This is a genomic window from Streptomyces liliifuscus, assembly GCF_016598615.1.
GTDB lineage: Bacteria > Actinomycetota > Actinomycetes > Streptomycetales > Streptomycetaceae > Streptomyces > Streptomyces liliifuscus.
Map to the genome: position 1 here is coordinate 7903511 of NZ_CP066831.1, position 13380 is coordinate 7916890.

Below are 13380 nucleotides of genomic sequence, written 5' to 3' on the forward strand. Positions count from 1 at the left end.
AAGTGTCCGACAGGGAACCCCCGCGCCGCCGGGTGCCCGCGCCCGCCAGGCCCGTACGGCCCGGCAGCCAGCGGCGGCCGGGGCCGGGCGCACGCCCCGCCCGCCGTCCGGCTCCCTCCCGGGGCCAGGGCCCGCGCGTCATCCGCCTCGGCAGCCCCCGCCCACGGCTGCGCCTGGTCAGCCTCGCCCTGGCCCTCGTACTGATCGCCTTCGTCGTCCGGCTCCTCCAGGTGCAGGCCGTCGACGCGAGCGAGTACACGGCCAAGGCCGAGAAGAACCGGTACCTCAGCCGCACGCTGGCCGCCGAGCGCGGCGGGATCACCGACCGCAACGGCGTCGACCTGGCGATCAGCGTGGACGCCAACGACATCACCGCCGACCCCACGCTGTTCACGCGCAAGGCGACGAAGATCGGCGACGCCCCCGAGCAGGCCGCCGCCCTGCTCGGCCCGATCCTCGACAAGGACCCCGACGAACTCGCCGCGAAGCTCCGGACCAAGAACACCCGGTACGTCGTGCTCGCCCGGCGCCAGACCCCCCAGGTCTGGACGCAGATCAAGGACCTGAAGAGCACGCTCGCGGAGAAGGCGGGCGAGGACGGGTCGGAGGTGAACGTCCTGGCGGGCGTCCTCCAGGAGCCCAGCAGCAAGCGGGTCTATCCCAACGGCGAGCTCGGCGCCGGGATACTGGGCTGGGTCAACGCCGACGGCAAGGGCGGCGGCGGCATCGAACAGCAGCTCAACAAGGAGCTGTCCGGCAAGGACGGCGAGATCCGCTACGCCCAGTCCGGCGGCCGGCAGGTGCCGACCGCGGGCTCCACCGAGAAGCCCGCCGTGGCCGGTTCCGAGGTCGAGCTGACCATCGACCGCGACATCCAGTGGGCCGCCCAGAACGCCATCGCCGAGCAGGTGAAGGAGTCCAAGGCGGACCGCGGTTACGTCATAGTGCAGGACAACAAGACCGGCGAGATCCTCGCGATGGCCAACTCGCCCGGCTTCGACCCGAACGACCTCTCCAAGGCCGACGGGAACGCCCTGCACAACTGGGGCCTCGAAGACGCCTACGAGCCCGGCTCGACCGCCAAGGTCATGTCGATGGCCGCCGTCCTGGAGGAGGACGCCGCCACGCCCGCGACGCACGTGACCGTGCCCAACCGGCTGCACCGCGGCGACCGGCTTTTCCGCGACGACATCGACCACCCGACCTGGTACCTGACGCTCAACGGCGTCCTCGCCAAGTCCAGCAACATCGGCACCATCCTGGCGACCGGCCAGCTGGGCAAGACGCAGCAGGAGGCCAACCAGGTCCTCTACTCGTATCTGCGCAAGTTCGGCATCGGCGACTACACGGGTCTCGGCTTCCCCGGCGAGACGAAGGGCATCCTCGCGCCCGCCGGCCAGTGGTCGACCTCCCAGCAGTACACGATTCCTTTCGGCCAGGGTGTGTCGATCAACGCGATGCAGGCGGCCTCCGTCTACTCGACGATCGCCAACGGCGGTGTCCGGATCGAACCGACGCTCGTCCGCGGCACGAAGGGTCCCGACGGGCGCTTCACCCCGGCCGCCAAGCCCAAGGAGACACGGGTCGTCAGCGAGAAGACGGCGAAGACCCTGGCGCAGATGCTGGAGTCCGTCGTGGACGACCGGGAGGGTACGGGCACCAAGGCGCGCATCCCCGGCTACCGCGTCGCGGGCAAGACCGGCACGGCCAACCGTGTGGATCCGGCCACCGGCCGCTACCACGGCTATACCTCCTCCTTCGCCGGATTCGCGCCCGCGGACAACCCCCGGGTGACCGTCTACTGCGCGATCCAGAACGCCACCAAGGGAAGCTACTTCGGCGGTCAGATCTGCGGGCCCGTCTACAAGGAGGTCCTGGAGTTCGCCCTGAAGACGCTCCAGGTGCCGCCCACCGGGGCCCAGGCCGCCAGACTTCCCGTCACTTTCACGCCCTGACCCGACCCGACCAGCCCCGACCACCCCCGGCCGGGCCGTCATCGGCACCGACCGGAACGCCATGCTCCAGCACCCCGGATCACCGACCAGGAACAGCTCGTGACAACGATCACTCCCGACCCCGGGAACCGCGGCACGCCGCACACACCGCCACGCCCCTCGCTTCGCTCCGGCGGGGGTGTGCCCGGTACGCTCACCGCCGTGCCACACGCTGATCAGTCCCAAACCACCCAGAAGGGCGTTCCTGTGACATATCCGGGGCCGCCGCGACCGGTTCAGAACTCCGCCACACCCCTCGCGGAGCTAGTGGCGGTAGTCGCCGATCAGATGGCGTCCCCGGCGCCGCAGGGCGCGCAGAGCGCCGTCGAGGTCACGGGCATCACCCATGACTCCCGGGCCGTGCGCCCCGGCGACCTGTACGCCGCGCTGCCCGGCGCCCGGATGCACGGCGCCGACTTCGTGACGCAGGCGGCCGGCCTCGGCGCCGTCGCCGTGCTGACCGACCCGACGGGTGCCGAGCGCGCGACGGCCACCGGTCTGCCGGTCCTCGTCGTCGAGGACCCGCGCGGGCAGATGGGCGAGCTGGCGGCCTCGATCTACGGCCACCCGGGCCGCGACCTGCTCCAGATCGGCATCACCGGCACGTCCGGCAAGACCACGACGGCGTACCTCGTCGAGGGCGGTCTGAAGACGGTCCGCAGCACCGGGCTGATCGGCACCGTGGAGATGCGCATCGGTGACGAGCGCATCAAGTCGGAGCGCACGACCCCCGAAGCGACCGATCTCCAGGCCCTGTTCGCCGTCATGCGCGAGCGAGGCGTGGACGCGGTCGCCATGGAGGTCTCCAGCCACGCGCTGGTCCTCGGCCGGGTCGACGGCTGTGTCTTCGACATCGCGGTCTTCAACAACCTCAGCCCGGAACACATGGAGTTCCACTCCGACATGGAGGACTACTTCCGGGCCAAGGCGCAGCTGTTCACGCCTAAACGCAGCAGGCTCGGCGTGGTCAACCTCGACGACGAGTACGGCCGCAGGCTCGCCAAGGAGGCCACGGTGCCCGTGGTGACGTTCTCCGCGGAGGGCCACCCGGACGCCGACTGGCGGGCCGAGGAGGTCCAGGTCGGCCCGATGGACTCGGTCTTCGTCGCGGTCGGCCCCAAGGGCGAGCGCATCACCGCCAAGTCGCCGCTCGCGGGCCCCTTCAACGTCGCCAACACCCTCGCCGCGATCGTCTCCCTCGCCGTCGCCGGGCTCGACCCGCAGACCGCCGCGGACGGCATCGCCGCCGTGCCGGGCGTGCCGGGCCGGCTGGAGCGCGTGGACGCCGGACAGCCGTACCTCGCGGTGGTCGACTACGCGCACAAGACCGACGCCGTGGAGTCCGTGCTGCGGGCCCTGCGCAAGGTCACCGAGGGCGAACTCCACATCGTCCTCGGCTGTGGCGGGGACCGGGACAAAACCAAGCGGATGCCCATGGGCGCCGCCGCGGCCCGGCTCGCCGACACCGCCGTACTGACATCGGACAACCCCCGCTCCGAGGACCCCCTCGCGATCCTCGCCACGATGCTCGCGGGTGCCGCGGAGGTGCCGGCGTACGAGCGCGGAGAGGTCCAGGTCTTCGAGGACCGGGCCGCCGCGATCGCCGCGGCCGTCGCCCGCGCACAGCCGGGCGACACGGTGCTGGTCGCGGGCAAGGGTCATGAGCAGGGCCAGGACATCGCCGGAGTGGTCCGTCCCTTCGACGACCGCCAGGTGCTTCGCGAAGCTATCCAGAAGACCCAGGGATGAACTTGTGATCGCCCTCTCTCTCGCCGAGATCGCCTCAGTCGTCGGCGGGCAGACACACGACATACCGGATCCGTCGGTCAAGGTCACCGGACGGGTCGTCAGAGACTCCCGTGAGGTGGAGCCAGGCAGCCTCTTCGTCGCCTTCGTGGGCGAGCGCGTGGACGGTCACGACTTCGCGGCGAGCGTCGTCGAGGCGGGCGCGGCGGCCGTGCTGGCGTCACGGCCCGTCGGCGTGCCCGCGATCGTCGTGGACGACGTCCAGGCGGCCCTCGGCGCCCTCGCACGCCATGTCGTCGAGCGGCTCGGCGCGACCCTCGTGGCCCTCACCGGCTCCGCGGGCAAGACCAGCACCAAGGACCTGATCGCCCAGGTGCTGCAGCGCAAGGCGCCGACGGTCTTCACACCGGGCTCGCTCAACAACGAGATCGGGCTGCCGCTCACCGCCCTCAGCGCCACCGAGGAGACCCGCTTCCTCGTCCTGGAGATGGGGGCCCGCGGCATCGGGCACATCCGCTACCTCACGGGTCTGACACCCCCGAAGGTCGGCCTCGTCCTGAACGTCGGCACCGCCCACATCGGCGAGTTCGGCGGCCGGGAGCAAATCGCCCAGGCCAAGGGCGAGTTGGTGGAGGGCCTGCCCCCGGCGGAAGCCGGCGGCGTGGCGGTCCTGAACGCCGACGATCCCCTCGTACGAGCCATGGCCTCGCGGACGAAAGCACGCGTGATCCTCTTCGGAGAGTCCGGCGAAGCGGACGTACGGGCCGAGAACGTGACGCTCACGGAGAGCGGACAGCCCGCGTTCAGGCTTCACACACCCTCCGGGTGCAGCGACGTGACCATGCGCCTGTACGGTGAGCACCACGTGTCGAACGCGCTCGCCGCGGCCGCCGTCGCCCATGAGCTGGGCATGTCCGCAGACGAGATCGCCACCGCGCTCTCCGAGGCGGGCACCCTCTCCCGCTGGCGGATGGAGGTCACCGAGCGCCCGGACGGCGTGACGGTCGTCAACGACGCCTACAACGCGAACCCCGAGTCCATGCGAGCCGCCCTGCGCGCGCTCGCGGCCATGGGCAAGGGGCGGCGGACCTGGGCGGTGCTCGGTCAGATGGCCGAGCTCGGGGACGAGGCGCTCGCCGAGCACGACGCGGTCGGACGGCTCGCCGTCCGGCTCAATGTCGGCAAGCTCGTCGCGGTCGGGGGCAGGGAAGCGTCCTGGCTGCAACTGGGCGCATATAACGAGGGTTCGTGGGGTGAGGAGTCGGTGCACGTGTCCGACACACAGGCGGCGATCGACCTGTTGCGCAGTCAACTGCGCCCGGGAGACGTCGTACTCGTGAAGGCGTCCCGGTCGGTCGGCCTGGAGCGGGTCGCAGAGGCGCTGGTCGAGGGCACCGAGGGTGAGGTTGCCGTCCGATGAATCAGATCCTCTTCGCGGGAGTCATCGGCCTCTTCCTGACTCTCGTGGGCACCCCTCTGCTGATCAAGCTGCTGGCACGCAAGGGCTACGGCCAGTACATCCGCGACGACGGCCCGCGCGAGCACCACGCCAAGCGCGGTACGCCGACGATGGGCGGTATCGCCTTCATCCTGGCCACGCTCCTGGCGTACTTCCTCAGCAAGGTGATCACCGGCCAGCCGCCGAGGTTCTCCGGAGTGCTGGTGCTCGGCCTGATGACGGGCATGGGCCTGGTCGGCTTCCTCGACGACTACATCAAGATCGTCAAGCGGCGTTCGCTGGGCCTGCGGGCCAAGGCGAAGATGGCCGGCCAGCTGATTGTCGGTGTCTCCTTCGCGGTGCTCGCGCTGCAGTTCGCGGACAACCGCAACAACACCCCGGCCTCCACCAAGCTCTCCTTCGTGCAGGACTTCGGCTGGTCCATCGGCCCGGTGCTGTTCGTGGTCTGGGCGCTGTTCATGATCCTTGCGATGTCGAACGGCGTGAACCTCACGGACGGTCTGGACGGCCTCGCCACCGGTGCCTCCGTGATGGTCTTCGGCGCGTACACGTTCATCGGTGTCTGGCAGTTCCAGGAGTCCTGTGCCAACGCGCAGACCCTCACCAACCCGGCCGCCTGTTACGAGGTACGGGATCCGCTCGACCTCGCCGTCGTCGCCGCGGCCCTGATGGGCGCCTGTTTCGGCTTCCTGTGGTGGAACACCTCGCCCGCCAAGATCTTCATGGGTGACACCGGTTCGCTGGCCCTCGGCGGCGCGCTCGCCGGCCTCGCGATCTGCTCCCGCACCGAGCTGCTGGTCGCGCTGCTCGGCGGTCTCTTCGTCCTCATCACCATGTCGGTCGTCATCCAGGTCGGCTCGTTCCGCCTCACCGGCAAGCGCGTCTTCCGAATGGCACCGCTCCAGCACCACTTCGAACTCAAGGGGTGGTCCGAGGTCCTTGTGGTGGTCCGCTTCTGGATCATCCAGGGCATGTGCGTGATCGTCGGACTCGGCCTCTTCTACGCCGGATGGGCAGCCCAGAAGTGACCACCGCGCCCGACTGGCAGAGCATGCACATCACCGTCGCCGGTCTCGGCGTGAGCGGCATCAGCGCCGCCCGCGCCCTGGCCGGCCTCGGCGCGTCGGTCACGGTCGTCGACGGGGGCTCCTCGGAGGCACACCGGGAACGGGCCGCCTCCCTTGAGGGGCAAGGCATTTCGGTACGTCTCGGAGATGCCGAGACGCTTCCCGAGGGCACCGACCTCGTCGTCACCTCGCCGGGCTGGAAGCCGGCCAGCCCCCTCTTCGAGGCCGCCGCCGAGGCGGGCGTGGACGTCGTCGGCGACGTGGAGATCGCCTGGCGCCTGCGCGGCCCCGACGCCGCCCCCTGGCTCGCCATCACGGGCACCAACGGCAAGACCACCACGACACAGATGCTCGCCTCGATCCTGGCCGCCGCGGGCCTTCGTACGGCCGCGGTCGGCAACATCGGCACGCCGATCGTCGACGTGGTCCAGGAAGGCGACGACGCCTACGACGTACTGGCCGTCGAGCTGTCCAGCTACCAGCTCCACTGGGCGCCCTCGCTGCGCGCCCACTCCGCCGCCGTCCTGAACCTCGCCCCGGACCACCTCGACTGGCACGGCTCCATGGAGGCGTACGCCGCCGACAAGGGACGTATCTACGAGGGCAATCGGGTCGCCTGCGTCTACAACATGGCCGACAAGGCCACCGAGGACCTGGTGCGCGGGGCGGACGTCGAGGAGGGCTGCCGGGCGGTCGGCTTCACGCTCGGCACCCCGGGCCCGTCCCAACTCGGCGTCGTGGAGGGCATCCTGGTCGACCGCGCCTTCGTCGAGGACCGGCACAAGCAGGCCCAGGAACTCGCCGAGATCGCGGACGTCCAGCCGCCCGCCCCGCACAACATCGCCAACGCCCTTGCGGCGGCGGCCCTGGCCCGCGCCTTCGGGGTGCCCGCCACGGCCGTACGGGACGGTCTGCGGGCCTTCAAGCCCGACGCCCACCGCATCCAGCACGTGGCCGACGTGGACCGGGTCGCGTACATCGACGACTCCAAGGCCACCAACACGCATGCGGCGGAAGCCTCTTTGGCGGCGTACGAGTCGATCGTGTGGATCGCCGGCGGGCTCGCCAAGGGCGCGACCTTCGACGGGCTGGTCGCCAAGTCGGCAAAGCGACTGCGGGGCGTCGTCCTGTTCGGCGCCGACCGGGCCCTCATCCGTGAAGCGCTCGCGCGACACGCGCCGGAAGTACCCGTGGTCGACCTCGACCGGACCGACACTGGGGCGATGCTCGCGGCGGTTCGTGAGGCCGCACGGCTCTCCGAACCGGGGGACACTGTCCTGCTGGCGCCGGCCTGTGCGTCCATGGACATGTTCACCAACTACAACAAGCGCGGCGACGCTTTCGCGGAGGCGGTTCGCGAACTCGGCGCCGTCGACGGCTGACCCGGGTCCGCCTCGCCCGGCGGCGCCGGGCACACCTGGGAGGGACGCGTGACACGGATCCGGCTGGGGCTTCGTCGGTGGCACTCCGCCGATGGCACGGCACTGCGCCGACCCGTCCCGCCCCCGGGGCCCGAACGTGCCGGGGGAATCCCGGGCGAACACTCCGGAGGGGTCCCGGGCGAACGGTCCGGAGGGATCCCCGGCGAACGGTCCGGGGAGATTCCCGGCGGGACGCCCTCCCACGGCATGGCAGGCGCCGCCGATGTCCAGTAGCCGTACCGGGCGTCCTCCCGTCCAGCGGGCCCCCCGCCGGCCCTCCGGCCCCCGCCCCCCTCGTGACAACCCCGTAGGCCGCCTCTACACGCGTGTACGCCGTGCCTGGGACCGGCCGCTGACCGCCTACTACCTGATCCTCGGCGGCAGCCTCCTGATCACCGTCCTCGGTCTGGTGATGGTGTACTCGGCCTCGCAGATCACCGCGCTCCAGCTGTCGCTGCCCGGGTCGTACTTCTTCCGCAAGCAGTTCCTCGCCGCCGTGCTCGGCGGTCTGCTGCTGCTCGCCGCCTCACGGATGCCGTCCAAACTGCACCGGGCGCTGGCCTATCCGATGCTGCTCGGCTCGGTCTTCCTGATGATCCTCGTCCAGGTGCCGGGGATAGGAGTCGCGGTCAACGGCAACCAGAACTGGATCTCGGTCGGCGGCCCCTTCCAGCTCCAGCCCAGCGAGTTCGGCAAGCTCGCCCTCGTCCTGTGGGGGGCCGACCTGCTCGCCCGCAAACAGGACAAGCGGCTGCTGGCGCAGTGGAAGCACATGCTGGTGCCGCTCGTTCCGGTGGCCTTCATGCTGCTCGGGTTGATCATGCTCGGCGGCGACATGGGCACGGCGATCATCCTCACCGCGATCCTGTTCGGCCTGCTGTGGCTCGCGGGGGCGCCCACGCGGCTCTTCGGGGGCGTCCTCGCCGTCGCCCTGACCATCGGCTTCATCCTCATCAAGACCAGCCCGAACCGCATGGCCCGTCTCTCCTGCCTGGGGGCCACCGAACCCCAGTCGGGCCCCGTCGACTGCTGGCAGGCCGTGCACGGCATCTACGCCCTCGCCTCCGGCGGGCTCTTCGGCTCCGGCCTCGGCGCCAGTGTGGAGAAATGGGGGCAACTGCCCGAAGCCCACACCGACTTCATCTTCGCCATCACCGGTGAGGAACTGGGCCTCGCGGGGACGCTGTCGGTACTCGCACTCTTCGCGGCTCTAGGCTATGCGGGTATCCGCGTGGCCGGACGCACGGAGGACCCCTTCGTGAGGTATGCCGCGGGAGGCGTGACCACCTGGATCACGGCCCAGGCCGTGATCAACATCGGTGCGGTGCTCGGCCTGCTGCCGATCGCCGGCGTCCCTCTCCCGCTGTTCTCCTACGGGGGTTCCGCCCTGCTTCCGACCATGTTCGCCATCGGACTCCTCATCGCCTTCGCGCGTGAGGATCCCGCTGCGCGGGCGGCGCTTGCGATGCGGCAACCCCGCTTTGGCAGAAAGCGGGCTGCGGTGAGAGGCTCCGCAGGGGCCGCGGGGCCTCGGAGATGGAACACGATGCGACGGCGCGCCGCGGCGCGTTCGTCCGGAGAGCGGTGAATTTCGGTGCATGTCGTACTCGCCGGTGGGGGGACCGCCGGCCACATCGAGCCCGCGCTCGCCCTCGCGGACGCCCTGCGCAGGCAGGACCCGACCGTGGGTATCACGGCCCTGGGCACGGAGCGCGGACTCGAGACCCGACTCGTACCAGAGCGAGGCTACGAACTCGCGTTGATCCCCGCGGTACCGCTGCCGCGCAAGCCCACCCCCGAACTGATCACCGTCCCCGGGCGGCTGCGCGGCACGATCAAGGCGGCCGAGCAGATCCTTGAGCGCACCAAGGCCGACGCGGTCGTCGGCTTCGGCGGCTATGTCGCCCTGCCCGCCTACCTCGCGGCCAAGCGCCTCGGCGTGCCGATCGTGATCCACGAGGCCAACGCCCGCCCCGGCCTCGCCAACAAGATCGGTTCGCGGTACGCCGCCAGGGTCGCCGTCTCCACACCGGACAGCAAGCTGCGCGACGCCCGTTACATCGGCATCCCGCTGCGCCGCTCGATCGCCACGCTCGACCGGGCCGCCGTACGCCCGCAGGCACGCGCCGCGTTCGGGCTCGACCCCGCCCTGCCGACCCTGCTGGTCTCGGGCGGCTCGCAGGGCGCCCGCCGCCTCAATGAGGTGGTCCAGCAGGCCGCTCCGTACCTCCAGCAGGCCGGCATCCAGATCCTGCACGCGGTCGGCCCGAAGAACGAACTGCCGCAGGTCCACCAGATGCCGGGGATGCCCCCGTACATCCCGGTACCGTACGTGGACCGGATGGACCTCGCGTACGCCGCGGCCGACATGATGCTCTGCCGCGCGGGCGCGATGACCGTCGCCGAACTCTCCGCCGTCGGGCTCCCGGCCGTCTACGTCCCGCTGCCCATCGGCAACGGCGAACAGCGGCTCAACGCCCAGCCGGTGGTCAAGGCCGGCGGCGGACTGCTGATCGACGACGCGGAACTGACGCCGCAGTGGGTGCAGACCAACGTCCTGCCCGTGCTCGCCGATCCGCACCGGCTGTTCGAGATGTCCCGCGCCGCCTCCGAGTTCGGCCGCCGGGACGCCGACGACCTGCTCGTCGGGATGGTGTACGAGGCGATCGCGTCACGCCGTTAGCGCGTGGCAGAAGGCAGGGGAGCGTGGCCGGACCGACCACCGCCGAACGCGGCGAACGGCAGCATCTGGACTCCGGCCCGCCCCGGCCACCCCTTCTCAGGAGGCTCCCGAAGCCTCGTAGGCTCATCATTCCGGTGGTCTGCCTCGCTCTGCTCGGCGCGGGCTGTCTCTGGGTGCTCTACGGCTCGCAGTGGCTGCGCGTGGAGCGCGTATCGGCTTCGGGGACACGGGTCCTGACGCCCGATCAGGTCGTCGAGGCGGCCGACGTTCCGGTCGGATTGCCGTTGATTTCAGTCGACACCGATGTGATTGAGGCGAGACTGCGCCAGAAATTGCCCCGAATTGACTCGGTTGACGTCGTGCGTTCCTGGCCCCATGGAATCGGGCTGAAAGTGATCGAACGCACTCCGGTTCTCATTGCCGAAAAGGGCGGAAAGTTCGTCGAAGTGGACGCCAAGGGCGTGCGTTATGCCACGGTTTCGCGCGCCCCGAAGGGCGTTCCCGCGCTGGAATTGGCGGTGTCCCGGTCCGCGGGCCTGCGCCGCTTCGGGACCGACCGGCTGATGCGCGAGGCGGTGCGCGTCACGGGTTCCCTTCCGGCCGCGGTCGCGCGTGACACCCAGGTCGTCAAGGTCCGTTCGTACGACTCCATCTCGCTGGAGTTGAGCGGCAACCGGACCGTGTTGTGGGGAAGTGGCGAGAAGAGCGGCGTCAAGGCCCGTACGCTCAGCGCTCTCATGAAAGCCGCTCCAGAGGCGCGGCACTTCGATGTCAGCGTTCCCACCGCCCCTGCGTCATCGGGGAGTTGACGCACATCCGCGCAGGCCAGCACCCTGGTTGGGCAGCGCTACGGCTGATCACATAGGGTGAAAAGAAAAACGGGAGGTTCGGCGTGTTCGTTGAACGTGCGCCACTTGTCGACTTAGTGTCCTGTTCGGAAGAGTCCAAGGAACAGACACACTGGTAACCCTAAACTTCAGCGTTAGGGTTCGGGTCGGCGTTCGGACCGTCCCATTCGGCATCAGTCGTCGGATCGCGAACGTGCGAGGCGGCGACACGTAACTCGAGGCGAGAGGCCTTCGACGTGGCAGCACCGCAGAACTACCTCGCAGTCATCAAAGTCATCGGTGTCGGCGGCGGTGGTGTCAATGCCATCAACCGGATGATCGAGGTCGGTCTCAAGGGTGTCGAGTTCATCGCCATCAACACCGACGCCCAGGCGCTGTTGATGAGCGACGCCGACGTCAAGCTCGACGTCGGCCGCGAACTCACCCGCGGACTCGGCGCCGGAGCCAACCCGGCCGTCGGCCGCAAGGCGGCGGAGGACCACCGCGAGGAGATCGAGGAGGTCCTCAAGGGGGCCGACATGGTCTTCGTGACAGCCGGCGAGGGCGGCGGCACCGGCACCGGCGGCGCACCCGTCGTGGCCAACATCGCCCGCTCGCTCGGCGCGCTCACCATCGGCGTGGTCACGCGTCCGTTCACCTTCGAGGGACGGCGCCGCGCCAACCAGGCCGAGGACGGCATCGCGGAACTCCGCGAAGAGGTCGACACCCTCATCGTCATCCCGAACGACCGGCTGCTGTCCATCTCGGACCGCCAGGTCTCGGTCCTCGACGCCTTCAAGTCGGCGGACCAGGTCCTGCTCTCCGGTGTTCAGGGCATCACCGACCTCATCACCACGCCCGGTCTGATCAACCTCGACTTCGCCGACGTCAAGTCCGTGATGTCCGAGGCGGGTTCGGCGCTCATGGGCATCGGCTCGGCCCGCGGCGACGACCGCGCGGTGGCCGCGGCCGAGATGGCGATCTCCTCGCCGCTCCTGGAGGCGTCCATCGACGGCGCCCGAGGCGTGCTGCTCTCCATCTCCGGCGGCTCCGACCTCGGCCTGTTCGAGATCAACGAGGCCGCCCAGCTGGTGAGCGAGGCCGCGCACCCCGAGGCCAACATCATCTTCGGCGCGGTCATCGACGACGCGCTCGGCGACGAGGTCCGGGTCACCGTCATCGCGGCCGGCTTCGACGGCGGACAGCCCCCGTCCAAGCGGGACACCGTCCTCGGTTCGTCCTCCGCCAAGCGTGACGAGCCCACACCGGCCCGGTCGGGCGACAGTCGCCCGTCCTTCGGCTCGCTGGGCAGTGTCACGCCGAAGGAGGCCCCGGAGCCCACTCCGGAGCCGGTCAGCAACGAACTGCCGTCGGTCTCCCCGCCGGTCCCGCCGTCGCGGACGTACTCCGACAGTGCGGCCGAAGAGCTGGACGTGCCGGACTTCCTCAAGTGATACGACAGCGCGAGACCGTGAGCGGCGCGCACTTCGCCTTCACCGACCGGTGGGGCGGGGTGAGCGCCGTTCCGTACGAGGAGCTCAACCTCGGCGGAGCGGTCGGTGACGACCCCGCTGCCGTACTGACCAACCGGGCGTGGGCCGCCAAGTCCCTGGGGCTCGACGCCAGTCGTGTGGTCTGGATGAACCAGGTGCACGGCAATGACGTCGCCGAGGTCGACGGGCCGTGGACCGACCCCCGGTCCACTCCGCCGGTCGACGGCCTGGTGACCGCGACCCGGGGCCTCGCCCTCGCCGTACTCACCGCCGACTGCGTCCCGGTCCTGCTGGCCGACCCGGTCGCCGGAGTGGTCGCCGCGGCCCACGCCGGCCGGCCCGGCATGGTCGCCGGGATCGTGTCCGAGGCGGTCGACGCGATGGAGTCGCTGGGCGCGGACCCCGCGCGGATCATCGCCCGCACAGGCCCCGCCGTCTGCGGCCGTTGCTACGAAGTACCCGAAGCGATGCGCGCCGAAGTGGCCGCCGTCGAGCCCGCGGCGTACGCCGAGACGAGTTGGGGCACGCCGGCGGTCGACGTGACCGCGGGGGTGCACGCGCAACTGGAGCGGCTCGGGGTGCGCGACCGGGAGCAGTCGCCGGTGTGCACGCTGGAGTCCGATGATCACTTCTCGTACCGCCGCGACCGCACCACCGGTCGGCTCGCGGGCTATGTGTGGCTGGACTGAT

General features: G+C 70.3%; 10 protein-coding genes. All 10 read left to right on the top strand.

Annotated features, from left to right (window positions below):
- Window positions 1–2: 2 nt before the first annotated feature.
- The 10 genes from JEQ17_RS34025 (at window position 3) to pgeF (ending at window position 13379) form a co-directional block, all read left to right on the top strand.
- Window positions 3–1955 (top strand): peptidoglycan D,D-transpeptidase FtsI family protein, encoded by a 1953-nt coding sequence (locus JEQ17_RS34025; protein WP_325176299.1) that lies wholly within the window; start codon window positions 3–5, stop codon window positions 1953–1955.
- A 99-nt stretch (window positions 1956–2054) separates the two neighbouring features.
- Window positions 2055–3743: a UDP-N-acetylmuramoyl-L-alanyl-D-glutamate--2,6-diaminopimelate ligase gene (locus JEQ17_RS34030; protein WP_200398826.1), complete on the top strand. Its 1689-nt coding sequence runs from the start codon at window positions 2055–2057 to the stop codon at window positions 3741–3743.
- Between the two features lie 4 nt (window positions 3744–3747).
- Window positions 3748–5160 carry a UDP-N-acetylmuramoyl-tripeptide--D-alanyl-D-alanine ligase gene (locus JEQ17_RS34035; RefSeq protein WP_200398827.1) on the top strand — a complete coding sequence of 471 codons (1413 nt, stop codon included), beginning with the start codon at window positions 3748–3750 and terminating at the stop codon, window positions 5158–5160.
- A complete protein-coding gene (gene mraY / locus JEQ17_RS34040; RefSeq protein ID WP_200398828.1) occupies window positions 5157–6227 on the top strand; it encodes a phospho-N-acetylmuramoyl-pentapeptide-transferase in 1071 nt (356 codons plus the stop codon). Before JEQ17_RS34035 ends, mraY begins: the two co-directional genes overlap by 4 nt.
- Window positions 6209–7648 carry a UDP-N-acetylmuramoyl-L-alanine--D-glutamate ligase gene (gene murD / locus JEQ17_RS34045; RefSeq protein WP_200398829.1) on the top strand — a complete coding sequence of 480 codons (1440 nt, stop codon included), beginning with the start codon at window positions 6209–6211 and terminating at the stop codon, window positions 7646–7648. The genes mraY and murD overlap by 19 nt, the downstream gene beginning before the upstream one ends.
- Before the next feature lie 262 nt (window positions 7649–7910).
- A complete protein-coding gene (ftsW, locus tag JEQ17_RS34050) occupies window positions 7911–9275 on the top strand; it encodes a putative lipid II flippase FtsW (RefSeq protein WP_200398830.1) in 1365 nt (454 codons plus the stop codon).
- A gap of 6 nt (window positions 9276–9281) precedes the next feature.
- Window positions 9282–10370, top strand: coding sequence for an undecaprenyldiphospho-muramoylpentapeptide beta-N-acetylglucosaminyltransferase (gene murG, locus JEQ17_RS34055; protein ID WP_143637845.1), 1089 nt, complete (start codon window positions 9282–9284; stop codon window positions 10368–10370).
- 23 nt (window positions 10371–10393) lie between these two features.
- Window positions 10394–11179: a cell division protein FtsQ/DivIB gene (locus JEQ17_RS34060; protein ID WP_200398831.1), complete on the top strand. Its 786-nt coding sequence runs from the start codon at window positions 10394–10396 to the stop codon at window positions 11177–11179.
- 275 nt (window positions 11180–11454) lie between these two features.
- Window positions 11455–12651: a cell division protein FtsZ gene (gene ftsZ, locus JEQ17_RS34065; protein WP_055612099.1), complete on the top strand. Its 1197-nt coding sequence runs from the start codon at window positions 11455–11457 to the stop codon at window positions 12649–12651.
- Window positions 12648–13379, top strand: coding sequence for a peptidoglycan editing factor PgeF (gene pgeF, locus JEQ17_RS34070; RefSeq protein WP_200398832.1), 732 nt, complete (start codon window positions 12648–12650; stop codon window positions 13377–13379). The genes ftsZ and pgeF overlap by 4 nt, the downstream gene beginning before the upstream one ends.
- The last annotated feature ends 1 nt before the right edge of the window (window position 13380 follow it).

Excerpts from the sequence above, each read along its gene's own strand:
- murD (WP_200398829.1), top strand. The coding sequence starts at position 6,209 with ATGGGCAGCCCAGAAGTGACCACCGCGCCCGACTGGCAGAGCATGCAC.
- ftsW (WP_200398830.1), top strand. The coding sequence starts at position 7,911 with ATGTCCAGTAGCCGTACCGGGCGTCCTCCCGTCCAGCGGGCCCCCCGC.
- mraY (WP_200398828.1), top strand. The coding sequence starts at position 5,157 with ATGAATCAGATCCTCTTCGCGGGAGTCATCGGCCTCTTCCTGACTCTC.